Origin of the sequence: Kitasatospora kazusensis, assembly GCF_039529945.1 — a bacterium.
GTDB lineage: Bacteria > Actinomycetota > Actinomycetes > Streptomycetales > Streptomycetaceae > Kitasatospora > Kitasatospora kazusensis.
Genome location: NZ_BAAANT010000007.1, coordinates 22085 through 45992 on the forward strand (window position 1 = coordinate 22085; position 23908 = coordinate 45992).

Consider the following 23908-nt stretch of genomic DNA (forward strand, 5'->3'; position numbering starts at 1 on the left):
GCAGCCTCGTGCGCACGCCGAACACCCCAAAAATCGGTCCACAGAATGGAACACCAAATTCCAGCCCTCGGACGGCTGGGGACAACACGTGAAGCCGGACATACGGCTGGGCGTGGTCGGCTGAACCGTATTGTCATCCCATCAGGCGGCGCAATAGCCTCCCCCGACACCCGCATGCCACAAGGCCCTTTGACCTGGAGTAACTCGTCGACACTGAGGGTGGATGAAGCGGATCACGAGGTACGAACCGGACACCTCACCAGGGATGCAGTGCAAAGAAGTCCCAAAATTACATCATTGAACTTTTGCCTGATAATTACTATCTGAAGGAAGACACCATGCCCCAATCTCATCCACAGCGACGGAGTCGGCCCCGGTCCGGCCTCCGTCGTGCGGCACTGATAGCCGCCGTCACCGGACTGCTCGTCAGCGGCGCCGGTCCCGCGCTGGCCGACGACCGCCCGTGGGCCACCGACCCAGGCCAGAGCACCCCGCCCCCCGGCACCACCCCCGCCCCAACTCCCGGCGGCCCGATGCAAGCCGCGCTCCTCCAGGCGAAATCGAGCGGCCAGCCGGTCACGGTCGACACACTGACGACCCAGACCTCGATCACCGTCGCCAACCCCGACGGCACCCTCACCCAGACTACGAACATCCAACCGGCCCGCGTCAGCAAGCAGGGCGCCTGGACCGGCGTGGACGCCACTCTGGCGAAGAACCCCGACGGCACCTACTCGCCGACCGCCACCCCCTCCGGTGTGGCACTCTCCGGCGGCGGCACCGGCCCGCTGGCCACCTTCACCGACCCGGCCGGTCACAGCTTCGCCATGACCCTGCCTATGTCCTTGCCAGCACCGGCCGTCACCGGCAACGCGGCGCAGTACACGGACGTCCTGCCCGGCGTGGACCTGAAAGCCACCGTCACGGACCAGGGGGCCTTCCACGAGGTCCTGATCGTCCGCGACGCCACCGCGGCCGCCAATCCCGCGCTCAAGACCCTGCGGCTGGCGACCAGCACCAGCGGACTGAACGTCACCACCGACCAGGCCGGGAACATCACCGCCGTTACCCCAGACGGCACCCCCGTCTTCCAGGCGGCCACGCCGGTCATGTGGGACTCCAGCACCGCTGCCCCCTCCACTGGCAACCTCGCACACACCACGGCTCACACGGCCGTGCAGCGCGCAGCAGTACCGCGCGCTGCGTCAGACGCCCCCGGCACCACGCCGACCGCCCCGCTGCCCGGCGGAGTCGACCCTGCCGGAGTGCCGACCTCGTCCGCCGACGGCCCCGGCCAGAACGCCCGCATCGCCGCCGTGGCTGTGCACAGTGACGCCACGTCCGTGACCCTCACGCCCGATGCGGGCCTGCTCGGTGGCGGCAGCACCACGTGGCCGTTGTACATCGACCCGTCGGTCAGCCCCGTCAGTACCGGCACCAACCACTACACCGAGGTCCAGCAGGGCTGTGTTCCCCTTGACGTCAACTCGACCCTCTATGACAAAGCCCAGACCAACGGCGAAGGCATCGGCTATCAGCACTATGCCGGCGACTGCTACGGCCTCTACCGCTCGTTCTACGAAATCGACACCAGCAGCCTGACCAGCAACATGGTCATCTCCAACGCCACCATCTACTTCAGCGAGACCGCCGGCGCGAACTGGGACTGCAACGCCACCGCTCCCGTCACTCTCACCCACACCGGCGGCATCGGGCAGGGCACCACCTGGGCCAACATGCCAGGTCCTACCAAGGAACTGCAGAACCCCGTCCTGGGGACCCAGAGCCCCACGAGCGCCGGGCCCAACGGCACCTGCCAATACCAGTCAGTCAACTTCGACATCACCGCCGACGTCCAGAAGTTCGCGGGCAACCACCCCAATCTGACGTTCCAACTCTCCGGCGACGAAAGCCAGTCCGACACGAACTACGGCTTCATGCGGTTCGGTACCAATCCGGCCCTCATCACCAAGTTCGACATCCCGCCGAAGACGCCGAGTGCGCTGAACACCTCACCAAAGTCACAGAACCCGAGCGACCCCGCCTGCGGCAGTGGAACCCCCGGATGGATCGGCAGGACCACCTCCACCGGGAACGCCTCCAACATCAATCTCAACGCCCTGCTGATCACCGACATGAACGGCTTCAACCTCTCCGCCGGGTTCCACGTCTGGGACAACATGGCCAACGACACCACCGGACATCCCAAGACCGTCGCCTGGCCAGGAAGCGGCTGGGCCGCCAGCGGCAGCACCGTCAGCGCCAACATCGGATTCCCCGTCAGCGACGGCCACACCTACGGCTGGAACGCCTGGGCCACCGACGGCACTCTCAACAGTCCCAACTCCCCCAACTGCTACTTCAGCGTCGACCTCACACCACCCGCCCCGGCCACCATCGCCAACTCCACAGCCTTCCCCCCTCTCGGCAGCGGCATCCCAGTGACCGGCCATGCCGGCGACGCAGCGAGCATCACCGTCACCACCACCGACCCTGTCCCCCCGGCCGGCAGCTGCACACTCGCGTCGTGCCTCAGCAGTGGCGTCGCCAAATTCGAATACTCGCTCGACCAGAACATCCCCGTCCAGGGCGCGCTGAGCACGCCCGCTACAACGACCAACGGGGTAGCCACCGCAACGATCCCCATCACCGTCGGCCCGGACCACTGGGGTGACCACACCCTGTACGTCCGCGCGGTCGACAAGGCAGGCAACTCCCAAGCAACCGTTGCGACCTACAGCTTCTACGCCCCGTGGAACAGCAGCCTCAAGGTGACCCCGGGTGACCTTACCGGCGACGGCATCCCCGACCTCCTCGCCACCACCACAGACGGCAACCTCAGCCTCATACCCGGCAACGGCGCGGCAGTGCCCACCATCGCCTCCACCCCCGCGACAAGCCCTACTCCGAACACCGGCTGGGACAAGTTCCTCATCGCGCACCACGGAAGCCTCACACAGGCCAGCGTCGACGACCTGTTCGCCTTCAACACCATCAGCAAGACGATGTACACCTACAAGAACGACTCCAACGGCACCACGCCTGGAACACCTGGACACTTCACCCACACCCAGAACATCTCAACGGCCATACCCCGACCGACCTGTGCCTCCACGCCCAGCAGCAGCTGCGCCGGCTACAACTCGGCAGACTGGTCAGGCGTCTCCCAGATCATCGCCCCCGGCCCACCGGCTGCCGACCTCATCACCGTGGAGAACGGCCGGCTGTGGTACTACACCAGTGGCGGAGACGCCGCCCACTTCTCCAACGCCTTCCCGATCAGCACCGGTGACTGGTCCAACGCCACCCTGATGGCCCCCGGCAACACCGTGGACCGCGCGTACACCCTGTGGGCCCGCGACAACATCACCGGAGCAGTCCTCAGCTACCCACTGACCTTCGATACCAACGGCAACCCCACCTCCACCTTGGCGGCACCCACCCACACACCGCTGGTCTCAGGCATCCAGGACACCAAGGGTGCCAACCTGTGCCTGGACATCAAGAACGCCACCACATCCAACGGCACACCCGCACAGGTCTGGTCCTGCAACAGCAGCGATGCACAGAACGCCACCCTCGGCCTGGACAACACCGTCCACATCCTCGGGAAGTGCCTCGACATCGTCAACGGAGGCCTGAACCACGGCACACCCGTGCAACTGTGGGACTGCAACAACACCGGATCCCAGCAGTGGACCCCCGGTGACTCCCCAGGCTCCCTGAAGAACCCGCAGTCAGGGATGTGCCTCGCGGACCCTGGCAGCAGCCAGGCCCCCGGCACCCAGTTGATCACTTGGGAGTGCGGCACCGGCCACCCCGAGCAGAACTGGGCCTACACCACCGCCGGCTACGCCCTCCCCGCCCCGCAGTCCCTCCTCCCGCTCGGCATCAACAGCCACGACTACCGGGGAATCGCCTCGCCCGGCGACGTGCACAACAACGGCCTCCCGAGCCTGTACACCACCAGCTCTTCCGGCCAGATATCCGAGTACCCCGGCGCTCCCGCGTCCGCCCCGGCGGCAGTAGCCCGGCTGAGGCTCACCGACACCACGAACACAGCAAACCCGCAGCAGAACAACCTGACACTCAGCGGCACCGCCGCCTTCACCACCGACGCCACCCGGGGCGCCGTACTCAGCCTCGACGGCACCGCCGCCTCGGCCTCGACAACCGGCCCTGTCCTGGACACCAGCACGAGCTACACCGTCTCAGCCTGGGTAAAGCCCGGGGACCTGACCACCACCGGTGTCGTCGCGTCCCAATCCGGTACGAACGGCTCAGGCTTCCAGCTCTACTACTCGGCCGGCGCCCACGCCTGGGCCTTCGGCCGCAGCAACGCCGACGACACCAGTAACACCTTCAGCGCCGTCTACGGCCAGACCAGCGGCCCCAACAGCCCCCAGCTCGGCAAGTGGGCACACCTCACCGGTGAATACGACGCCACCGCGCAGCAGCTCACGCTCTACGTCAACGGCACCATCGCCTCCACGGCCCCGTACTCCGGTACGACGTGGAACGCCACCGGCCACGTCCAGATCGGGGGGCGCGTCCTGGTGGGCGGCACCTTCGGCCAGTATGTGAAGGCTTCCATCAGCGACGTCACCATGTGGGGAAGCGTCCTGACACCCGCCGCCATCACGCAGACCTACATCGGCGCAGCGAAGTTCGGCGCGCCCGTTACCGTCGGATACGTCGAACAGCCCGCCGACAGCTGGAAGCTCAACGGTGACGGGTACGACGGGTCAGAGGCCAACAACACCACCAAGGTTCACACACTCACTGTCAATGGCAGTTCCTTCACCTCCGACAGCAGCCTTAACCGGCAGGTCCTCACCCTCAACGGCAGCACTGACTACGCTGCCACCAGCGGCCCCATCATCAACACCGGCAAGAGCTACAGCATCTCCGCCTGGGCCAACCTCGCCAACACCAACGGCTTCGCCACCGTCGTCGGCCAGTCCGGGAACACCGCGAGCGCCTTCTACCTCCAGTACTCCAAGTCGCTCAACGCCTGGGCCTTCGTCTCACCCGCCGCAGACAGCACCAGCCCCGGCAGCTACGCCGTGGCAGCCTCCAGCGCCGCAGCGGTCACAAAGAAATGGACGCACCTGGTCGGCGTGTACGACGCGACAGCGCAGACCATGAGTCTCTACGTCGACGGAGCACTCACCGCCACCACCAGCAACACCAGTCCATGGGCCGCCACCGGCCCCCTCACCATCGGAACGGCAAAGAACGCAGGCAACAACTTCCCCGGCTCCATCAGCGACGTCCAGTACTTCGACAGCGCGCTCACACCCGCAGCCGTTTCCCTCATCGGCTCTCAACCCGCCACCACACAACTGAGCTGACCCCACATATAGCCGGGGTGGTTGCTCGTCCAGCGGACGAGCAACCACCCCGGCTCCGTCACTCCGGCAGGCCCTTCAGGCCGTCTGGTCAGGGGGGGCATCTCCGCTTCCATGTCCGGACCCTGGAGCGGCTATTGACCGGTGGATTCGGGGTCAGTGGTCGGGCTTCGATAAGACGAGCAGGAACAGCTATCTCGCTACAGAGAATCTCCATGGCATCACCGTCAGGAATACTCTGACTATGTCAGGTCATTGGGAACCATGGCCAGGTGATCGCCAGCACGAACACAGTAGAGGGCAACACAGGTGGGACTCATGACGAAGTGGTGGCAACGAAGGTCCGACAGTCGCCTTGCTCAGCAGGCCGACGGCCTGCACGCGCAAGGCAAGCGCCTCCTGGCTGAAGGCAAGGCACAGCAAGCGGAGGACGCTTTCCGTGAAGCGGTAGAGCTGCGAACCCAGCTGCTGGGTCCAGACGCTGAGGCCACCCTTCAAGCCCGGGTCGATGGGACCCATGCACTCCTGATCCTCAAGCGTCTCGACGACGCCGAGGAAGAGCTCCGCGACGTCCTGCGCCGTTGTAGCGGGTCACCCAACGGAAGCGACCAGCTTCTTCTGGCGAGGGTGCACTATGCCCTAGGACTGGTGCTCCGTGCCGCTTCGCGTCTCCAAGAGGCCGAGGTGGAGGCACGCACCGTCATGTCGCTGCGCAAGGCCATGCCCTTGGACCCTCTTCTACTGGCTGCCTGGGGGCTTCAGGCATTCACGCTCGGGGATCTGGGACGGCATGCCGAGGCCGTTCAGAAGTACGCCGCCCTGGGCGGCGCCCTCACCGAAGTCAAGGGTGATACACGGTTGCGAATCCTGAAGGCCCGTTCCGACAGCACGCCGCACCTCTCCTACCTCGGTCGGTACGACGAGGCCGAATCGGAGTGTCGTGCGATCGTAGAAGCTGCCAAGCTCAACGGCTTTGTCCCGCTGCACATGGCGGCGTGCAACAACCTGGTCTTCGCTCTCGCCGGCCTCGGGCGCTTCGACGAGGGCGAACTCGTAGCAAGAGCAGCGATCGAACACGCCGCTGGCCTCGCAGACGCTCGTTTCGGCAACACGCTTCATCTGACGTTGGCCAAGTGTCTGAATGGCCAACACCGGTACGAGGAGGCGGCGCGGGCCGTCGGCCAAGCCAAGGTCGGATTCCTGAAGACCTCGGCGACCAGGAACAGCGATCTCGCTGCTGTGGGCATCGCCACAGCTGCAGGACTGCTCGGACTCGGGAAGCATGCCGCTGCCGAGAAGGAAGCCCGCGGAGCCCGCGCGAACTGCGAGCCTGGATTCAGCGCGACCCATCACCGCACCCTCGAAGCGGACCAGCTCATTGGTCTGGCGCTGGCGGGCCAAGGGCGGCTCCTAGAAGCCGATGAGGCGCTGCGCGCCAATTACGCTGCATGGAAGGCGAACTTCGGCGAGGACCATCCCAATACCGCGTCTGCAGCCGCCGCGCTCGCAGAACTAGCGCGCGAGGCCGGCTCCAGCAGCGCATGATCGCGAACGCCTGGGATGGCGTTGCAGAGCATGCCCGGCACGTGCTGCACCTCGCTCTCCTGGTCGACCACTGTCTCCTCTTGCTACAGCAGTCCAGGCTGTGACCCGGCTGAAGGGTTCGCCATAACCGCCACAGGACCCCATAGTGGCCGTAAACCTATTGTGGCGATTACCGGCATCCGGGGGCTCACCTCGCGACTGCTGGCGCGCCCTTGACGGCAACACCCGCCCAGGCGGCCGACCGGTACGGCGCCCGCTGCTCGGGGCGCCAGTTCTCGGTGGCCGTCAGCCCGGGGCTGAGCAGCGGCAGGCCGCAGAACAGGGCCCTGACCTCAGCCCGTTCACGAAGGCGCAGTGGTAGGCCCGCGCGTGTGCAGATCTGGGCCAGGGCGGTGGCGGTCTGTGGGTGGTGGTCGGCGGTGGCGTGGGTGATGGACAGGGTGCTTCCTGGTGGGAGCCAGGTGACGAGGCTGTCCATGGCGTGGTGCAGGGCGGGGTCGTCGGTGATCCAGTGCGCGACTGCCGTCAAGGTCACCGCGACGGGCAGGGCTGGGTCGAGGTGCCCGCTGATCTGGGGTGCGGTGAGGAGGGCGGGCATGTCGAGGATGTCCGCTTCGAGGGTCCGGACTGCGTCGCAGTCGTCGAGCAGGGCGCGGGCGTAGCCCATGACGAGGGGGTCGTGGTCCACGTAGACGATGCGGACGTTACCGGGTGTCGCGGTGGCGTCCATCGCGGTGCGGTGGACGGTCGGGAGCCACCGGTCGGCCCTCATCGTGTGCTCGCGGCGGGCGTACCCGCAGCCGAGCTCAAGGAACTGGTGGATTCCCCGGCGGGCGGCCAGTCTCGTCACCCGGGTTTTGAAGTCCCAGTTGGCCGCTGCGGCCGGTGGGAGGCAGCTGGCCTGGGCGAGCAGGTCGTGGCCGAGTTCGCGGTCAACCCAGAGGTTGTTGTGACCGTCGGCGAAGAAGTCGTGGAGGCGGCCAGGGGTCGGGCGCATCAGCCACGGGAGGTGGAGGGCGGGGTTGTCGGTCGGGTGTTCCACGGGGGTGCTCCGTTGTGCTGGCCTGCGGGGGCAGGGCGGAGGAGCGGCCCGTGCGGCGGGGCCGTCCGCCCGCGGTGTCGTATCGCCTGTAGTCGGGGCTGTGCTGCGCCGGCTCGGTGCTCACCGCGTCCACCCTTCGGTTGCGTGAGGGGTGCCTCGCAGGTACGCGGCGATGCCGGCGGCGTTGTAGGGGACGGTGTGGGAGGGCAGTTGCTCCGGGGTGACCCAGGTCAGGCCGGCGCACTTGGCGGGTTCGGCGTTGACCGGCTCGCCCTCCCAGCGGCGGGTGGCGAAGAACCAGCCGACGCGGGGCTGCCCTTCGGGGTTTCGGAAGTGGACGACGTGGACGGTCCGCAGATCGTCGGCGTCGACCTTGATGCCGATCTCCTCGAAGGCTTCGCGGATCACCGCGTCGGTGACGCTCTCGCCGTCGTCCACCTTGCCGGAGGGCAGGTTGAGGAGTCCGTCGGCGTAGCCGGTGTTGGCGCGTTCGGCGAGGAGGATCTTTCCGTCGGCGCGTTCGAGAATCAGCATCACGTCGAGGACAGGTCGCTGGGTGCTCATGGTCGGGGCCTTTCCGGGCCCCGCCGGTCAGGGTATGAGGAGGCCCAGATCGCTAACGCGGTCGGTGACCCACCGGACACGCGAAGCGGTGTCGAGGCCGGTCGGCAGGTCGAGGATCTTCACTCCGGCGTGCGCGCACGCCTCGTGGACGGTGTGGTCCACGGGCCCTTGGAGGTCGAGGACCTTGTCGCGGAACCGGTCGCCTCCGGACTGCTGGTCGAAGTGGTCCCGGCAGTACACCACGGCGTCGTACGCGTGCGGCATCCAGGCACGGCAGAGGGTCTGCATCGCGTGCAGGGTCTCGCGGACGGCCGGGTCGTCCTGGTCGAGGACGAGGCGGGCGTAGGCGAGGACGTTGGCGGGGGTCTTGTCGGTGATCAGGAGCCGGTGGTTGCGGGCTGCCCGCATGGCTGTGGTGAACTGGGCGGCGAAGAGGTCGAGTTCGGCGGTGAGGTCGAACGTCCCCTTGCCGTGGAGGACGATCTCCTCCATGAACGGGCTGACCCGGGCGGGCTCGCCGGTGCACTCGACGTGGATCCCGCGCTCGCGGTAGTGCGCGGCCAGAGCGTGGACGAGGGTGGTCTTGCCGCCGGCCTGTGTTCCTTCGACGGCTAGGACCGCGCAGGTGCGGATGGGCACGGTTCCTCCAAGAGGGCGGTGAATGTGGGCGAGTTGAGCCATGGCCAGGCGCCGGTGGCTCCGTGGGCGAGGATGCGGTTCACGTTGACCGGCCGGCTCCAGGTCGCCAGGCCGGCGGCGCGGGCGGCGACGAACGCGGTGGAGAGCGAGTGGCGCAGGTTGAGGACGCTGATCCGCTCGCGGGCGGTGGCGTCGTCCTTCTCCAGCCAGCGGCGGTGCAGAGCCGTCATCGAGGTACTGCGCAACTCCGGCTGGGTGACGTCCAGTTGCAGTTCGGTGCACACGTCGACCAGTCGGCGTGAGGCCTGGGCGAGGAGGTGCCCGGCGTCGTAGCGGGTGTCGAGGATGTGCGGGTCGCTGTCCTGGGGTGTGCGGCGGCGACGCCACGCCTCACGGGCCTCAGTCACGGGCGGAGGCGCAGCGTGGGCGGTGAGCACCCCGAGGTCGGCGCACAGTTGGTGGCCGACCAGGTAGTCCGCGCCATCCAGGGCGGAGCGGACGGCCCTGCCAGCAAGCTCCATCAAGGCCCCCACCTCCTGCGGGTCCTCGACGTAGACGCTCGTGAAGCCGTAGCCGCTGGCGGGCAGAGCCACCGGTCCCCGGCGAGGGAGGTCCATCCAGACGAGGGAGAAGCAGAACGGCTTGTTGCCGTTCTTGATACGGCGGTTCTTCGTCCACTCCACATCGAGGGACGCGAGGCGCACGCTCCCCTTCGCCCGCGCGGGCGGGCGGTGGGGCCGGGCGAGGTTGCTGACGGTGATCAAGTTCGGTCTCTCTTCGTGGTGCGGCGGCGGGCCCGGTTCGCGGGGCCCGCCGCGTGACGCTACCGACCGGCGGCATCCAGCGGAGTGGCGGTGAGGGCCTTCGGGAAGGAGTCCCAGGCGACGGCCCGCGCGAGCCTGCCGAGCGGCAGGGTGCCGTCCCAGCGGATGTGGCAACGCGTGTGGCCCGCCAACAGTGCCACCGCGAGGGCCTGGTGGAGTGCCGAGCAGCCCAGCGCCTCGGCCGTCTGCGCCGTCGCGGCGGTCGGGCTGTCGTAGAGCCGCTGGATCTCTGCGGGGGCGAGGATGCCGTTGTCCCCGGTGGGGCAGTCGAGGTCGCTCTCGCGGCACACCGCGTTGACGGACCAGCCAGACAGTCCCGAATCATCAGCGGTGTCGGTGAGTTGGGCTGTTCCGCGTTCCCGGGCCGAACGGTCGGCCCATCCGTCGGCGACCGCGGTGATCCCGGGCATCCGGCCGGGCGCGTACGTCAGCAGGGCTCCCACATCGTCGGCAAAGGAGTGCCAGGCCAGGCCGGCGGAGTCCCGGCGCCCTTGGACGAGAACCCCGTCGAGGAACGCGACGAGTTCCGGGGCCTCGCGGTCTCCTTCGGTGGCCAGGACCCGGTAGCCGAAGTGCAGCGTCGGCAGGTCGACCAGCACGGTGGCCGTGCGGTGGACCGGCAGGAACACCGCAGCGGCGGCCACCGGCACCGCCTGGGATCCGTTGTCCGCCCACTGCACGGACAGGCCGGTCAGCAGCCGCACCGGCCTGCCGAACGGACGCTTGTCCACGCCGTAGGGAGTCTGCGGCCACGACAGGTTGGTGAACTCACGCACCGCTGGCCCCCGCGTGGTCGGTGGAGCGGATCGAACGGCCGAGGTACTTCGCGAAGTGGTTCTCCTTGAACCGGTACCGCCTCCAGATCTCGGTGACCGGCTCCCGGAGCACGTTGCCCAGCGGCTCGAACAGGTCCTTCGCGTCGTACACCGGCCAGGCGTTCGCCGCCCCGGTCGGCTCGACCACGATCATGTGGCCCTCGTTCTCGGGCGTCCACGTCGTCAGGCGCAGCGCCGGTGTCCAGGCGTGGACGGCGCGCAGTTCCCGGAGCCGGAGGAAGGTGTCGGCGGCTTCCTGGTCGGTGATGAACTCGTTCTCCTCCAGTTTCAGGGCATTGCCCTTGCGCAGCGGCATGATGAGCTTGAGTTTGCCCGCGTCCAGGGTGTCGGCGATCTGGTAGGTGAAGGGCAGTGCGGTCAGGGTGGAGCGGTAGACGACCGCTGACAGCGACAGGGGCAGTCCGGCTTCGCGCAGGGCACGGACGCCGGCCATGACCTGGTCGTAGTCGCCCCGGACGCGGTTGGTGGTGGCGCGCGGCCCTTCCAGGCCGATGTTCATGAACGCGACCTTGCCGACGATCCGCTTGGCGTGCTGAAGTCCCTTGGTGGCGTTGGTCGGTACCCCGATGATGAAGCCTTCGTCGGCGTACATGTCGACGATGTCGCCGAAGTCCTCGCGCAGCAGCGGTTCACCGCCGGAGAGGAAGACCCGCTTCACGCCCTTGAGGTTGTCGCGCATCGTCTCCAGCTGCGCCAGCGACGGGTCGGGCAGTTGCAGGACCTCGCTGCAGAACGAGCAGTCGAAGTTGCACCTCTTGGTGACCTGCTTGATCACCGACAGGGGGACGGTGGCCTCTTGGGCGAGGGCGGTGATGTCCGCCTGCGGTGCGGCGGTGAAGTGGTGTCCGGCTCCGAAGCTGACCCCGCTGCCCAGGTCGAGGGCGGTGCGGCGTGGCACTGAGGGTGTTCCGAGCAGAGTTGCCATGGGACGTGTCCTCTCGGTTGGTGTCGTGGTCGTGTGATCGGTGTGCCGCAGCGGTGCGAGGGGGAGGCGTCCGCTGCGGCACCCGCCACCCCCGGGCCGGTGTGCCTGCACTGGTTCCGGGGGTGGAGCTGGTGTGGACGGCGTGGGGCGGGTCTACTGGCCCGGCGGGGTGGCCATGAGCGTGGCGAGTGCCTGCTGCCGCTCCCCGGCCGCGCGGACCTTCACGTCGAGGAGTTCGGCGGTGAAGGACTCCAGCGGGCTGGTGCCGGGCGGATCCTCCGTCTCCCGGATCTCGGCGCGGGTCGCCAGCCCGTGCTGCTCCAGGAGCGCGGAGAACTCGGCTCTGGTGATCGCGTACCGGCGGTAGATCCGCGCCAGCGGCCGGCCGTTGCGGTACGCGGCCAGGATCTCCGTCTCGAACTCGCGCCACGCTGGGACCGGCCCGCTCACCAGGCACCACCTCCCGTGGTCCGGCCGGGCAGGTGCCGGCACTCGGCGGCCGTGTGGAGACGGCTGCGCATCCAGGCGAGCGCGGCGGACGCCGGGAGCTCCGACGCGCGCGGTGTCCGTTCGAAGCTGTAGATGTCGCGGTGCACCGCCTGGCCCGCCACCGCGACGGCCACCGCTGTGATGTCGGAGTCGCTTGCGTCGTCCAGGGCCCCGTGCTCCCTCCCCCACCGCTCGGCGTCGTCCGGGTGGTGGCCGGCCGCGATCAGCCGGGGGATCATCAGCGCCGTGTCCAGCCAGGGCGGCCCGAACCGGGACCGGTGCCAACCGACCGCAGCGATCCGGTCGCCGTCGCGCAGCAGGTTCCCCGGATGCAGACCCCCGTGGACGAGGTGGCCGCCTCGGAGAACGCCGTGTGCCTGTTCCTGAAGGGCGACGAGCCGGTGCATCAACTGCCCTTCGCTGTCGGCCACATACCCCGGAGGCAGGTCCGAGAGCGTCGACCAGCCGCTGAACCGGGCCGGGCCGAACCAGCCGGCCGCATCGCCGATCCCATCGACGGGCTCCGCCACCGGCTCCTGCGCCGCCCGGCGCAGCCACGCCCCGACCAGCGGGAGGTCCTGCGAGCCGTAGCTCAGGTCCACCGCCCGGCCGGGTACGTGTTCGTGGACCAGGAGCCGCATCTGCTGGGAGCGGACCTCGGCAACCAGTCGCGGCCCGACGGCCGCGACTAGCGAGGCGATCTGCGACTCCCACCGCAGCGATCGGTAGTCCGGGCTCCTCCAACTGACAACGGTCAGGTGCAGCCGCCGCCCGTCATCGAGTTCCAGCGTCCCGCAACGCTCCGATCCCGGGCTGGCGGGAATCTGGATGAACGCCTTCACCGAGGCGCCAAGTGCCTTTTCCAGAGCCTGGACCACGGTGTCCGCCAACTGTCCGGGCCACCCGGCAGAAAGCTCCGAGCTGGTCGGCGACGTCCCTCTTCGATGATCGGTCACAGCGGCCACGCCGTCTCCCTGCCCGGCAGCACGGGCTCCACGCCGCTGCTCGTCTGCGCGGTGAACACGTACACCGCCTGGTCGTCCGAGATCGTCAGAGAGTAGGACTCGCCCCAGTGCAGCGCCTGCATCGCCGCCCCCATCACGTCCTCGTCCGCGAGCCAGCGCGCAGCCGGGACGATGTGGCCGGCGTCGAGCTGTTCGGCCAGGAACGTGACCCTCATCTGGAGCCAGCGCACGGCCAGACGCGCATCGGGGGCCGGCTGGGAGCCGAACAGGACCGGCCGTCCCGCCCCATGGTCGTAGGCGACGGCGGTGCACCAGAATGCTGTCCGCAACCGCTCCGGACCAGCCACCGTGCTTCCCGGTCGCTGCCCAGTCCGGGGCCTGCCCGCCGGCGGCCGCCCCGCCGGGCGGGTGGTGGGTAAGGCGCGCCTTCGGCCACTGCCGAGCCCGAGCGCCCGCCTCATCAGGCCCTTCACGCTGCTACCCCCCTGTCTGTGCCCTTGTCGGAGATCCGCAGCACTCGTGCCCACACCGTCTTGCCCTTCTCCCTCTGTTTCACCACTCCGAAGTCGTCAGCCAGTGCGTTCACCAGGAGAAGACCCCGGCCGCCCTCACCGGTCACTGCCGCCGTCTTGGCGAACTTCAAGGTGGGTTCCGTGTCCGACACTTCGATTCGGCAGCCCCCGTCAACCTCCTGCAGACGCACCATCACCACGTCACTCGGGCCGCTGCCATGCACGACGGCATTCGTGACCAGCTCGGAGCAGATCATCATCAGGTCGTCGACCCGTTGGCCGTCCCAACCCCACTCACTAAGGCGTTGCAGGAGGTGGCGTCGAGCAAGGCCGACTGTCTCTGGCTGAGCGGGGAAGCCCGTCGCCCACACCCGGAGGCGCCGGGCCGGACAGGGTTGTGTGATCACCACCTGAGTCGCTCCCATCGTCAAGATCGTCGTGTGGCGCTCCATCGATTACCCGAAGGGGTCGAGCCCAGCTACGGCCTGTGCGCCTGTCGACGTTCCGCCGTCCCGCAAGCGACAATGGGACTACTGTCAGTCATGTCCCTTGGCTGAAAGCTGCATTGGAAACGCTACGTGAGTTGGGTCACCGACTCGACTGACCGTGGGTACGAGTATCAGCAGCAGCCAACGCCCCCCGAGAGGCGGAATGGTTCCTATGTCCCAGTTAAGGCGCCCCGGAACGCTTACCAGCCGCAGCGTTACCCAGCAGCGCGCGCAAGAGGTATCAGTCACCGGCCACGTCTTCCGCAAGATCCGGGAGCAGCTGGCGCTCACTCAAGAGTCGGCAGCTGAGGCCATCAGCGTCGACAAAGCAACCATCCAGGGCTGGGAGTCTGGCCGCCGGCCGCTCGCCTCCACCCGTGCAGCGAATCTCCGCTCCCTTCGCCGCACCCTCCTACGCCTGGGCGCCGACCCGACGATGCTTCTCCTCCTGGATGATGCGCTGGACGCTGACCTGCTCATCTCCCACGCGCTCGCTGGCCCGCCCAGCCCCGAGATTAATCAACATCCTTTGTCCAGCTGGGTTTTCACCCGAGATGTTGCCCACCTCATCGCGTGGGCGCTGGTAGGCGTCGAGCCCTCCTCGATCCCCCGGCCCCCGAGCGGCGCCCCAAGGCGGCGCGGCCCCGCCCCCGTGTCACCAGAAATGACCGCCGCGGAGCGCAGCGCATTCTTCACACACATGCGCAGAGCTGCGGAACTAGCCGACCACACAGCCGAACAGGGCGCGCTGCTTCGACGCCAGGCCCTCTACCTGTGCTCATACGACACCGCAACGGACACCGGCCCCTGGCTCGCCGAGATGCGGAAACACCAGCCCGGACTGCGCGACGGTCGCTGGACCCCGCACTGGGCAGACGTGCGATCCGTGGCAGCATCCCTCACCCGCCATGGCGACCGGGACACTCTTCGGTCCTTCATCGCCCACGGCATAGACGACGACGCAGGCGAGACGGCCAACCTCAACTACTGGGCCTACTGGCTTGGCCTGGACCCGCACCCCCAGCCGGACGACAGCTTCATGGTGACCCGGTCAACCTCAGCCTGGGACGGCCTATCTCTGCTCCGGCTCCTGTCGAATCGGCTCCAACCAGATCTCGGCTGCATCGATCTGAACGTTCACTCCGTCTGGGCACTGGTCGCGTCCCGACGCGGAGTTCTCCTCGCCGATCCTCAGCTCAACCGGCTCCTCGGAGAAAGGATCACTGCCCTCCTCGACCAGGACACGATCTCCAAACAGTCCCGGCGGGAACTTCACGCCGTGCACTACGGTCTGAAACTGCACGCTTGATCGGCCAGAGAGGATCAGCACGATGACCGACCGCCAGACCGCAGAAGGTACCGTCAGCTACCTGTTCGAGATGGGTGCCCTCAAGCGCGGAAAGCGCACCGGCTGGTGGATCGCCGGCGTCAAAGACCCCGAGACCATCGCGGAGCACTCATGGCGCACAGCCATCATCGGCTCGATCCTGGCAATGATGGAGGGCGCCGACGCTGCCAAGGTTGCGCTGCTCTGCACGTTCCACGACACACAGGAGACGCGCATCGGGGACATTCCATGGATCGGCCGACGCTACATCCAGGCAGCAGCGAACCAGGAAGTTACTGCTGATCAGGTCGCTGATGCTCATGCGTGCGTAGCCGCCGGCATCAAGGCTGTCGTGGACGAGTACGAGACCGGCGAATCGCTGGAGGTGCTGGTCGCCCACGATGCCGATAAGCTCGAATGCATGATTCAGGGCCTGGAGTACCTGCAGCAGGGATACCCGAACGCCCAGGAGTGGGTTGACAGCACCCGAGCGAAGCTCAAGACCCCCTCCGCCCAGGCCCTGGCTGAGGCAGCACAGGACATGTCCGCTTCGGAGTGGCAGCGAACCTACCTCCGCTGACCTAACTTCCCTTGTCAAGCTGAGAGTCGGCGTCGGGGCGGGGGCCAAAGGATCGGCGGCACCGCGGGTGAGAGATCGGCCATTCGGCGGTGCGCAGTGTTCGGTTGGCCTTGTCGGTGTCGCTGTGGGCGGTCCAGCCGCAGTCGGGTCCGTCGAAGACTTCGACCCAGCGGACGCCGTCCTCGCGTGCGCGGTTGAGGGTGCCGGCGTTGTACGCCACCGCGCTCTTGGCGAGTGCGGCAGCCTCGGCCCAGGCCCGGACCGGCACCCGGGAGCCGTACTCGCGCGGGGCGGACATCGGCCTGAACGAGGTACAGGGCGTGATCAACGGCTGACCCCCGCTCGCGCGGGGCGGACAACGGCCCGGAGTACATCTGCCTGGGCTCCGGCGGCTGACCCCCGCTCGCACGGGGCGGACACTGGCACGACGTGGCCCCAGGGGAAGCGGAGCGGCTGACCCCCGCTCGCGCGGGGCGGACTTTGAGGTCGCCCGGATCCGAGAGTTCAAGCGCGGCTGACCCCCGCTCGCGCGGGGCGGACAGTCCCAAGGAGGCCTGGGTGAACGTCGTCTCCGGCTGACCCCCGCTCGCGCGGGGCGGACCGGGTGTCGGTGGAGTCCCCGGCGAACGAGTTCGGCTGGCCCCCGCTCGCGCGGGGCGGACGGGGTCGTGTAGGGGCCGCCGATCCAGTGGATCGGCTTACCCCCGCTCGCGCGGGGCGGACGCTCGGGCGCTGCGTCGCGCCCCATAGTCCGGCGGCTGACCCCCGCTCGCGCGGGGCGGACCTGCTTATTCAGTGCGCCAAGTTCCTGGAGCACGGCTGACCCCCGCTCGCGCGGGGCGGACGGCCACGGTGGGCGCGACGGTCACCGGGGGCGCGGCTGACCCCCGCTCGCGCGGGGCGGACTCCGGGACGATGCACTCCGGTACTTCGAGGGCCGGCTGACCCCCGCTCGCGCGGGGCGGACGCCCGCCAGAGACCGCCGACGTTGGTCTCGTGCGGCTGACCCCCGCTCGCGCGGGGCGGACCTCCCTGAGAACGGCCGCGGTGGTCCGGACTGCGGCTGACCCCCGCTCGCGCGGGGCGGACCGCTTCGAGCGTGGCAACGCGGCCAACACGTCGGGCTGACCCCCGCTCGCGCGGGGCGGACGCCACCCGCCCGCACGGTCCGGGCCGCGTCGCCGGCTGACCCCCGCTCGCGCGGGGCGGACCCTTTGTGACCTGCGACGTTTCTACGGCTTTGCCATTTCTTGACCGCCTGTCGCTCCTGCCGGGCGGAAGGCCAGCAGGGTAAGGCCGTCGAAGTCCACCGGATACCTGCGTTGCTCTCCGGCGGTGCGGAGTTCGAAGCCCTGTTCGTTGGCGGCCGGATGGACAAGGACCGCGACGCCATCTCCTGCACAGGCGCTGACGACGGTCCAGAGTTCGTCGCGGACTCGGGCCGAGACGGTGCCGACGTAAAGATAGGGCGTGACTTCGAGGAGCCAGCGGGTGAGGGCCCCTCGTACATGGTCGGGGACGTTGGTGACCGAGAGCGCGATCATCGATGCCATGGCGGCTCCAACAGTGGCGTGAGTACTACGCCGATCAGGGTCATGTTGCTTCCCCAGTCGCGTAGTTGACGCCTCCTGGGATGGTCCCGGAGACCGGGTCCCAGAGGTCCACGAGTTGCTCCTCGGGGTCGGGCGCCGTGATGTCGGCTTCCGGTGCCAGGAGGCGCTGGATGTCCGTGACGATGCGCGGCAGGAGCCGGAAGAGGCGGAGTCCGTCGCGGAAGCTTCGGCGGGCGTCCTGTTCCGGTCGCGGGGAGCTGTTGAGGGAGAAGGCGAGCGGGATGGTTAGTTCCGCCTTGTAGAGGTCGGCGACGTCGTAAACGAAGGCCTGTTGGTTGCCGCTGTGGACGAAGCCGAGGGCGGGTGAGCAGCCGAGAGCAACGACGGCTGCGTGGACGATGCCGTAGAGGCAGGTGTTGGCCGAGGAGAGGGCGAGGTTGACGGGGTCCTGGGTGTCCCAAGAGGCGGGGTCGTAGGCGCGGCGGAATCGGCCGATGCGGTACTGCTGGGCGAGGAGGCGGTAGTGCGCCTTGACGCGTTGGCCTTCCATGCCGCGCAGTTGCGCGAGTGTGGTGCCGGCGGGGACGGTGGTGGGGCTGAATCGCTGTTCGTACATGGCGGTGGCGACGGCGAGGCGCTGGTGGTCGTCGGCCCAGGCGCGGGCTTGGAGTTCGAGCCAGGTGGTGCTGAGGGAGTCGGGGAGGGTGCTGGCGTAACAGCGGACGCCTCCGGAGCCGGTGATGACGACGGTGGTGCCGTGGCGGGCGAAGGTGGCTAGGGCGCGGGCGGTGATGGAGGTGCCGGGGCCGAGCAGAACGCAGTTGAGTGCGGCGGTGGGGAGGTAGACCAGTTCGGTTCCGCGTTGCGGGCTGGTGACTTCGGCGCAGACGCCGGTGTCGTCCTGGACGATGCGGACGATGTCGAGGTAGAGGAAGGAGAGGGAGTCGGCGGCGCGGGGCAGCATCGCGACGGTGGGTGCGGCGAGTTTGCGGCGCGCTGCTGACGCGTCCTGGGGGTGGGAGCCGCTCATGGGCGTCGGGTGGGTGCGAGGCTGAGGAGGCCGCAGCCGTAGGCCTTGCCCTTGCCGATACCGTCGGTGAGACGGGTGCGGAGTTGGTCGGGGTCGGTGATCAGGGCGGTGCCGTCGAACTGGGTGCGGGTGTGCTTGACGCGGTGCTGGTCCTGGCGGCGAGCGCCGGTGGCGGCGTCGAGAAGGGTGGAGTGGACGGTGATGACCTTGAGGCCGGAGGCTTCGGCCTGGCGGGTCCACCAGTCTTCGGCGGCTTGGCCGTTGAGGGGGACGACGGCGCTGAGGTTGTACAGCTCGCGGGTGGTGCGGCCGGGTTTGCGGATGGCGTTGGCGGCGATGCGGTAGCGGACCGTCAGGTCGGGGCGCAGGGCGTCGAGCAGCGGGGTGAGCGGTTTGGAGAGGGCGGGCCCGTAGCCGGCGGGCAGGCGGGTGAGGTCAGGTTCGGCCGCGCTCTGCATGAGGATCTGGACGCCCGTGGGGCTGTCCTCGGTGCGGAAGAGGATGCCGAGGTGGCTGCGTGCCTGGTCGCCGAGGTTGTCGGGGAAGAGGGACATCAGGCGGTGGTGCATGTCGACGGCCCCGGCGATGTCCTTGCGGGCGTTCGGGTGCTTCTGGTCGGGCTGGATGCGGGTGAGCCACAGGCTCATGCGAGGCCCCTCTCGGGGTGGCGGGTGTGCTGGTCGAGGTAGTCGGCGAGGGTGGTGAGGTAGGCGGTGCCAAGGCCTGCGCACTGAATGGCGGGGAGGGTGAGGGTGCGTTGGTAGCGGGCGCGGGCGCGGTAGCTGCGGGTGCGGGGGTGGAAGCCGAGGGGGTCGTCGTTGATCTGGCCTGCGGGCGCAGTGCCGTCGGCACCGTCGGTGCCGGAAGCTGCGCCGGGGAGTCGGTCGAGGGGCTGGTCACCGTGGAAAACCACCCGGACCGAGGCGCCGTCGGCGCTGCGGGCGCGGGAGGCGAGCGGCAGCCGGACCAGGTGGTGCAGGGGCTGGTCGAGCAGGCCGATCAGGAGCGGTCCCTCCGGTGGGCAGGAGCGGCGGCCGAGGTAGGGCGGCCATTTCGGTGCCTGTAGGGCACGGGCGCAGTCCTGCAGCAGCGCGGCATCGGCGTGGGGGCCGGTGACGGCGGCGGTGAACGCCGCATCGGCCAGGTAGTAGCGGTGCGAGAGCAGGGTGGCGGTGGCGCCGCTGCGTTTCTTGCCCTCGGCGGTGGTGACGGTGTCCTTGCCGCGCAGGCCGCCGCCGACGGTGTGCAGGTCGCGCAGCAGGACGCCGGGGCGGTCGGTGCGTACGGTCAGGGAGAGGCGGGCGAGGTCGTGTACGGGCTGGTCGCGGGTGCGGCCGAGGGCGGAGGCGAGGAGGCCGATGATGCCGGAGCGGGTCGGGAAGGGCGCGGTGTCGCGTTCGTTGAACTGGCTGCGCTCGCCCCAGGACTGGAGCGGGCCGGCCAGGTGCAGCAACAGTCCTGGGCCCGTCGCGGTCATAGCGGCGTCGGGCGTGGTGTTCACGCGTGGTCCTCGGCGGTGCGGGTGGTGTCGAGAGCGGCGTTGACGGCGAGGTCGATGAGTTCGGGGAACGACTCGGTGCGGGTGCCCAGGCCCGTCAGGTCCTTCTCCTCCAGGCTGGCCCAGCCGGCGGTGACGATGCCGCACTGCCCGAGGAGCTTGTTCGCGGCGGTGGCGTAGGCGTCGAGGGCGGTGCGGGAGGCGGCGGCGTAGCCGCCGTCGTGGTGGGAGCGGACGGGCTTCTCGAACGCGGCGGCGTAGGAGAGCGGGCGGTTGGAACGGACGCTGAGGTGGACGAGGTCGGGGATGGTGTGGGGGGCGGTGGCGGTCTTCTTGGCCTGCGGGAGGGAGAGGATGAACGCCTCGATGAACGCCTGTGCCAGTTCCTTGGCGGCCGCGTGGTCGCCGCCGAGGTTGGACAGGAGGTCGGCGAGGTCGAGGGTGGCGTAGCGGTAGAAGACGCCGGCACTGAATTCGGCGTGGCCCATGTGGGCGCTGCCGGTGGTGTCGCCCCAGGTGGAGGTGACGTCGTCGACGGCGGAGAAGTAGTCGAGTTCGACGTCGGTGCCGTGGGTAGTCATGGCGTGGGCGACCTGGACGGCGCCGTCGACGCCGGCGTCATCGACCTCGGCGAGCATCCGGCCGAAGAGGTTGATGACGCCGTTGCGGCTGCGCAGGATGGTGTCGATGCGGTCCTGCGGGAGGACGCTCTTGTCGGTGCTCTTCTTGATGTCCTTCGCGTTCTCCAGTTCGGCCCGGAACTCGGCTGCCAGGTCGGCGAGTTCGGCGACAGCCGTCTCGGGGACGTAGACCATGGCATTGGTGAGCACCACCGGTTCGTTCTTGCCGAGCTCGAACTTGATGCTGCTGCCGGCTGCGGCGTGTTGTCCGGCGCGCTGTGCGAGGCCGGCGGGCCAGTCGCGCTCGTTCTCCAGCAGGTGGGCGAGGCGGGCGCCGACCCGGCGGGTGCGCAGGGCGTGTTCGCCGATGCTGTGCTGGAAGTACTGGCGTACGGCGCGCTTCCAGGACTGGCTGCTGACGCGGGTGCGGTCGGTGTCGCCGTAGCGGACGGTCTTGACGGAGTTGTTGTCGTCGCGGTTCAGATTGGCGAACGGGACACTCTGGACGACGTGGATGTCGATGAACCGGGCAGCGGCACCGGTCTCGGTCTTCGTCGGCATGTCTACTCTTTTCCTTGTGGGAGAACGGAGTTGGGCGGTGATATCAGTTCTTGGGCCGGGCGCCGGCGGGATCGGGCTCGGGCTGGGCGGCAGGGTCGGCCTGGCGGGCCTGGTCGTACTCGACGGTGCGGCGGGCGCGGTAGAAGTCCTGGAGCCAGCGGCGCTTGATGCTTCCGGAGTGGCGGTTCCAGCGGCTGAGGTCCACCAGGAGTTGCGCCCAGTCGATGTCGACCTGCTTGTCGCGCAGCTGGCGTACCGCGCCGGGGAGATGGCGGTGGAGGCCGTTGACGCTCTGGCGGGTCAGGAGGTTGAGGCGGGTTTCGGCCGAACTCTCCCGGATTCCGCTCTCGCTGCCTTTGGCGACGGCTTGGGCGTAGGCGGCGCCGAGACTGGTTCCGTACGGACGTTCTGGCGATGTCGTGGCGGCGGCGTCGGGGGTGTTCTTCGTGGTGCTGTTCTTCGCGGCGGCGTACTGGTCGCGGCGCTGGGCGGCGATCAGTGAGGCGACGGCGTAGTAGGCACGCTGGGCGTCGGAGGTGCGCAGGTGTTCGGCATTGAGCCAGTTCACGACGAACTTGTGCATGTACGGGACGTCGTCCAGCGGCCGGCCGACCCCACGCCGCAGGGCGCTGCGCACGCCGGGGTCCGCGTGGCACCGTTGGTCGATCCAGCGGACGAACGCCCTGGCATGGCCCAGGACCGTGGCCGGCCTGTCCGCGGCAGCGAAGGGCGGGCCACTCGCGGGCGGCGCAAGGGCGTCGGCGGTGGCATCGGTGGTGGCGTCGCTCACGTGTCCTCCGGGGTGGTGGCGGCGGGGCGGGTACCGGCAGTCTTGACGGGGGCCTTCGCCGGGCCGCCGTAGAGTTCGGTGCGAGCCTGGGAGCAGGCCTTGGCGCCGCGCATGGTGCCCAGGGCCTTGGCAGTGACGTCGTCGTAGACCTGCTCGGCGAGACGGCGGAAGGAGACGGCAGCCGTCGCGAAGTCGGCGGCGTCCAGGCGGCGCCAGAACTCCGCCTCCGCCGCAGGCCAGTAGCGCGCGGCGGCATCGACCGACCAGGTGCAGTCCGCGATCTTCGCCGCGTCGGTGTAGACGGCCCATGCCTTCTTGACCGCCCGGTCCAGGCGCGCACCGTACGTCTCACCGACGATGCGCAGCTTGCCGATCTGCGGGGCGATCCGGGGGTTGAGGTCCTCAGTCAGGCCGAGGACGGGCGGGGTGGAGGCGTCGACGAACTGAACGTCCTTGGCCTGGCCGTCCTGTTCGAAGCCGAGCGCGCGGATCCGCAGGTCCTCCGATACCTCGTGCGCGGTCGTGAACACCTTCGGCTGGAGCGGCAGGGCTGTGCCGCTGGGCTTCTTCAGGAGTAGGGCGTCCAGGTCGCGCCAGAGTGCTCGGTGGGAGTCGGCGGGGCGCGGGTAGGGGTTGCCCTCCTTGCTGGTCTGCCAGATCAGATAGGCGTCGCCGAGGCGAGAGATCTTGTCCCGGTGGGACCAGGTGATGAAGGCGTCCCGTACGTGCTGCCCTGAGTCGTCGGGGACCAGTAGCAGAGCGTGCTGGGAGCGGGCCGTCAGATCCGAGCACAGTCCGCCCAGTTCCGGCAGCACCGACGGGTCCGGCAGGTCGTCCCGCTCCCAGGGGCACAGGTCCCTCGATCGGCGCACTGTGCTCCCCGGCTCGGGCAGCCCTGCGAGAAGGGTCTCGAACAGCGTGTTCCCTTCGGGGTGGTAGGAGAGGGTGCTGCGCAGCGGTCCGGCCAGGGCGTTGGCGGCCTTGGTAGTGCTGACGGTGCGACTGGAGCAACGTCCTGACGGTCCGTAGTAGTGCCAGACCATCAGGTGCAGGGCGGCCTCCGCGGCGCTCGGGAGGTCGGGGGCGTTGTCGCAGACGTGGCGGAACCAGGCGTGGTTGTTGCCGGAGGGGCGGGTGGTGATCAGTTTGTTCACGCCGGCGGTGTTGGCGCCGTCGCACTCGTGGGCCAGGCGCGGGTCCTGGAGAAAGGGGCGCTCGGGGTCGAAGAGGTCGAAGCGCAGGCGGTTGGACTGCGCGAACTCCTGGACGGCGTCACCGTCCAACTGTCCTTCGTCTGTGAGGTCCCGGCGTCGGTGCGCCCAGGATCCGGGTCCTGCTTCGTCGAGCTTGGTGATGCGGGCGGTGATGGCGTAGAGGATGCGGTAGAGCCCGGAGAGCGCGGGCGGCAGGGCGATCGCGACCTGCGTGATCTCGTGGCTCCGGAGCAGGAGTTCACGCAGGCCCACCGCCTCGGGGAGCGGGCCGTCGGTTTCAGGGGCCCAGCGGACAGGGATCCAGGGTTCGTCGAACAGGTTGTACGTGGGTGCGTCGGGCGGCATCCTGCCTCCGGTCGAGGGCTGAGCGGGTTACGGCTGGGTAAGCTGCGGCAGGGTCCCCGCTCCGAGCGGGGGTGAGCCCTGCGGGGTGTAGATACCGTCCAGCCAGGGCGCCGCACCTCCCCGCGCAAGCGGGGGTCGTGTCGCCCCGGCGCGACATGCCGCGCCGGGACGACACGTCTCACGGTATACCCAAGTGCGGCGTGTAGATGG

22 protein-coding genes and 1 CRISPR repeat array are annotated in these 23908 nt (G+C 68.8%); of the genes, 4 read left to right on the forward strand and 18 right to left on the reverse strand.

All coding sequences use genetic code 11. The features are described from left to right. Positions 1–338 precede the first annotated feature (338 nt). Both ABD330_RS08100 and ABD330_RS08105 read left to right on the forward strand, forming a co-directional pair. Complete coding sequence (locus tag ABD330_RS08100) at positions 339–5354, forward strand: LamG-like jellyroll fold domain-containing protein (RefSeq protein WP_344462362.1); 5016 nt, start codon at positions 339–341, stop codon at positions 5352–5354. Between the two features lie 315 nt (positions 5355–5669). After that, a complete protein-coding gene (locus tag ABD330_RS08105; protein WP_344462364.1) occupies positions 5670–6896 on the forward strand; it encodes a tetratricopeptide repeat protein in 1227 nt (408 codons plus the stop codon). A 187-nt stretch (positions 6897–7083) separates the two neighbouring features. Here ABD330_RS08105 and ABD330_RS08110 read toward each other — a convergent pair whose 3' ends face one another. The 10 genes from ABD330_RS08110 to ABD330_RS08155 all read right to left on the reverse strand — a co-directional run bounded on the left by ABD330_RS08110 (position 7084) and on the right by ABD330_RS08155 (position 14144). Further along, positions 7084–7938 (reverse strand): SAM-dependent methyltransferase, encoded by an 855-nt coding sequence (locus ABD330_RS08110; protein ID WP_344462366.1) that lies wholly within the window; start codon positions 7936–7938, stop codon positions 7084–7086. 120 nt (positions 7939–8058) lie between these two features. Further along, the gene (locus ABD330_RS08115; protein ID WP_344462368.1) at positions 8059–8502 is read right to left on the reverse strand and encodes an NUDIX hydrolase; all 444 of its coding nucleotides are present in this window, start codon (positions 8500–8502) and stop codon (positions 8059–8061) included. A gap of 27 nt (positions 8503–8529) precedes the next feature. After that, positions 8530–9141, reverse strand: a complete 612-nt coding sequence (locus ABD330_RS08120; RefSeq protein ID WP_344462370.1) for an AAA family ATPase — start codon at positions 9139–9141, stop codon at positions 8530–8532. Next, complete coding sequence (locus ABD330_RS08125) at positions 9114–9905, reverse strand: hypothetical protein (protein ID WP_344462372.1); 792 nt, start codon at positions 9903–9905, stop codon at positions 9114–9116. The genes ABD330_RS08120 and ABD330_RS08125 overlap by 28 nt, the downstream gene beginning before the upstream one ends. A 59-nt stretch (positions 9906–9964) precedes the next feature. After that, on the reverse strand, positions 9965–10741 hold the full coding sequence (locus ABD330_RS08130) for a hypothetical protein (protein WP_344462375.1): 777 nt from the start codon (positions 10739–10741) through the stop codon (positions 9965–9967). Beyond that, complete coding sequence (locus tag ABD330_RS08135; protein WP_344462377.1) at positions 10734–11726, reverse strand: radical SAM protein; 993 nt, start codon at positions 11724–11726, stop codon at positions 10734–10736. Before ABD330_RS08135 ends, ABD330_RS08130 begins: the two co-directional genes overlap by 8 nt. 153 nt (positions 11727–11879) lie before the next feature. After that, a complete protein-coding gene (locus tag ABD330_RS08140) occupies positions 11880–12176 on the reverse strand; it encodes a hypothetical protein (RefSeq protein ID WP_344462379.1) in 297 nt (98 codons plus the stop codon). After that, positions 12173–13105 carry a phosphotransferase gene (locus tag ABD330_RS08145; RefSeq protein WP_344462381.1) on the reverse strand — a complete coding sequence of 311 codons (933 nt, stop codon included), beginning with the start codon at positions 13103–13105 and terminating at the stop codon, positions 12173–12175. The genes ABD330_RS08140 and ABD330_RS08145 overlap by 4 nt, the downstream gene beginning before the upstream one ends. A 62-nt stretch (positions 13106–13167) precedes the next feature. Beyond that, positions 13168–13395, reverse strand: coding sequence for a hypothetical protein (locus ABD330_RS08150; protein ID WP_344462383.1), 228 nt, complete (start codon positions 13393–13395; stop codon positions 13168–13170). Between the two features lie 254 nt (positions 13396–13649). Further along, positions 13650–14144: an ATP-binding protein gene (locus ABD330_RS08155; protein WP_344462385.1), complete on the reverse strand. Its 495-nt coding sequence runs from the start codon at positions 14142–14144 to the stop codon at positions 13650–13652. A gap of 208 nt (positions 14145–14352) precedes the next feature. Here ABD330_RS08155 and ABD330_RS08160 point away from each other — a divergent pair, with 208 nt between their 5' ends. Together ABD330_RS08160 and ABD330_RS08165 are read left to right on the forward strand one after the other, a co-directional pair. Then, on the forward strand, positions 14353–15489 hold the full coding sequence (locus tag ABD330_RS08160) for a helix-turn-helix domain-containing protein (protein ID WP_344462387.1): 1137 nt from the start codon (positions 14353–14355) through the stop codon (positions 15487–15489). A 22-nt stretch (positions 15490–15511) separates the two neighbouring features. Continuing rightward, a complete protein-coding gene (locus ABD330_RS08165) occupies positions 15512–16087 on the forward strand; it encodes an HD domain-containing protein (protein WP_344462389.1) in 576 nt (191 codons plus the stop codon). 1 nt (position 16088) lies between these two features. Here ABD330_RS08165 and ABD330_RS32455 read toward each other — a convergent pair whose 3' ends face one another. From ABD330_RS32455 to casA, 8 genes are all read right to left on the reverse strand, one after another. Beyond that, positions 16089–16385 (reverse strand): hypothetical protein, encoded by a 297-nt coding sequence (locus ABD330_RS32455; RefSeq protein WP_425555478.1) that lies wholly within the window; start codon positions 16383–16385, stop codon positions 16089–16091. A 30-nt stretch (positions 16386–16415) separates the two neighbouring features. Next, positions 16416–17298: direct repeats of the CRISPR family, unit length 29 nt; unit sequence CGGCTGACCCCCGCTCGCGCGGGGCGGAC. A 21-nt stretch (positions 17299–17319) separates the two neighbouring features. Further along, positions 17320–17640 carry a type I-E CRISPR-associated endoribonuclease Cas2e gene (gene cas2e / locus ABD330_RS08170; RefSeq protein ID WP_344462391.1) on the reverse strand — a complete coding sequence of 107 codons (321 nt, stop codon included), beginning with the start codon at positions 17638–17640 and terminating at the stop codon, positions 17320–17322. A 40-nt stretch (positions 17641–17680) separates the two neighbouring features. Then, on the reverse strand, positions 17681–18670 hold the full coding sequence (gene cas1e, locus ABD330_RS08175) for a type I-E CRISPR-associated endonuclease Cas1e (RefSeq protein WP_344462393.1): 990 nt from the start codon (positions 18668–18670) through the stop codon (positions 17681–17683). Further along, complete coding sequence (gene cas6e, locus ABD330_RS08180) at positions 18667–19317, reverse strand: type I-E CRISPR-associated protein Cas6/Cse3/CasE (protein ID WP_344462395.1); 651 nt, start codon at positions 19315–19317, stop codon at positions 18667–18669. The genes cas1e and cas6e overlap by 4 nt, the downstream gene beginning before the upstream one ends. Beyond that, positions 19314–20147: a type I-E CRISPR-associated protein Cas5/CasD gene (cas5e, locus tag ABD330_RS08185; protein WP_344462695.1), complete on the reverse strand. Its 834-nt coding sequence runs from the start codon at positions 20145–20147 to the stop codon at positions 19314–19316. Before cas5e ends, cas6e begins: the two co-directional genes overlap by 4 nt. A gap of 20 nt (positions 20148–20167) precedes the next feature. Beyond that, entirely contained in the window at positions 20168–21349 is a 1182-nt protein-coding gene (gene cas7e / locus ABD330_RS08190; protein ID WP_344462397.1) for a type I-E CRISPR-associated protein Cas7/Cse4/CasC, read from the reverse strand. 43 nt (positions 21350–21392) lie between these two features. Further along, positions 21393–22139, reverse strand: coding sequence for a type I-E CRISPR-associated protein Cse2/CasB (casB, locus tag ABD330_RS08195; protein WP_344462399.1), 747 nt, complete (start codon positions 22137–22139; stop codon positions 21393–21395). Further along, positions 22136–23698 carry a type I-E CRISPR-associated protein Cse1/CasA gene (gene casA, locus ABD330_RS08200; RefSeq protein WP_344462401.1) on the reverse strand — a complete coding sequence of 521 codons (1563 nt, stop codon included), beginning with the start codon at positions 23696–23698 and terminating at the stop codon, positions 22136–22138. Before casA ends, casB begins: the two co-directional genes overlap by 4 nt. Positions 23699–23908: the final 210 nt, after the last annotated feature.

Excerpts from the sequence above, each read along its gene's own strand:
- ABD330_RS08100 (WP_344462362.1), top strand. The coding sequence starts at position 339 with ATGCCCCAATCTCATCCACAGCGACGGAGTCGGCCCCGGTCCGGCCTC.
- ABD330_RS08105 (WP_344462364.1), top strand. The coding sequence starts at position 5,670 with ATGACGAAGTGGTGGCAACGAAGGTCCGACAGTCGCCTTGCTCAGCAG.
- ABD330_RS08115 (WP_344462368.1), bottom strand. The coding sequence starts at position 8,502 with ATGAGCACCCAGCGACCTGTCCTCGACGTGATGCTGATTCTCGAACGC.
- ABD330_RS08135 (WP_344462377.1), bottom strand. The coding sequence starts at position 11,726 with ATGGCAACTCTGCTCGGAACACCCTCAGTGCCACGCCGCACCGCCCTC.
- ABD330_RS08150 (WP_344462383.1), bottom strand. The coding sequence starts at position 13,395 with ATGAGGGTCACGTTCCTGGCCGAACAGCTCGACGCCGGCCACATCGTC.
- ABD330_RS08155 (WP_344462385.1), bottom strand. The coding sequence starts at position 14,144 with ATGGAGCGCCACACGACGATCTTGACGATGGGAGCGACTCAGGTGGTG.
- ABD330_RS08160 (WP_344462387.1), top strand. The coding sequence starts at position 14,353 with ATGTCCCAGTTAAGGCGCCCCGGAACGCTTACCAGCCGCAGCGTTACC.
- ABD330_RS08165 (WP_344462389.1), top strand. The coding sequence starts at position 15,512 with ATGACCGACCGCCAGACCGCAGAAGGTACCGTCAGCTACCTGTTCGAG.
- ABD330_RS32455 (WP_425555478.1), bottom strand. The coding sequence starts at position 16,385 with ATGTCCGCCCCGCGCGAGTACGGCTCCCGGGTGCCGGTCCGGGCCTGG.
- cas2e (WP_344462391.1), bottom strand. The coding sequence starts at position 17,640 with ATGGCATCGATGATCGCGCTCTCGGTCACCAACGTCCCCGACCATGTA.
- cas1e (WP_344462393.1), bottom strand. The coding sequence starts at position 18,670 with ATGAGCGGCTCCCACCCCCAGGACGCGTCAGCAGCGCGCCGCAAACTC.
- cas6e (WP_344462395.1), bottom strand. The coding sequence starts at position 19,317 with ATGAGCCTGTGGCTCACCCGCATCCAGCCCGACCAGAAGCACCCGAAC.
- cas5e (WP_344462695.1), bottom strand. The coding sequence starts at position 20,147 with ATGACCGCGACGGGCCCAGGACTGTTGCTGCACCTGGCCGGCCCGCTC.
- cas7e (WP_344462397.1), bottom strand. The coding sequence starts at position 21,349 with ATGCCGACGAAGACCGAGACCGGTGCCGCTGCCCGGTTCATCGACATC.
- casA (WP_344462401.1), bottom strand. The coding sequence starts at position 23,698 with ATGCCGCCCGACGCACCCACGTACAACCTGTTCGACGAACCCTGGATC.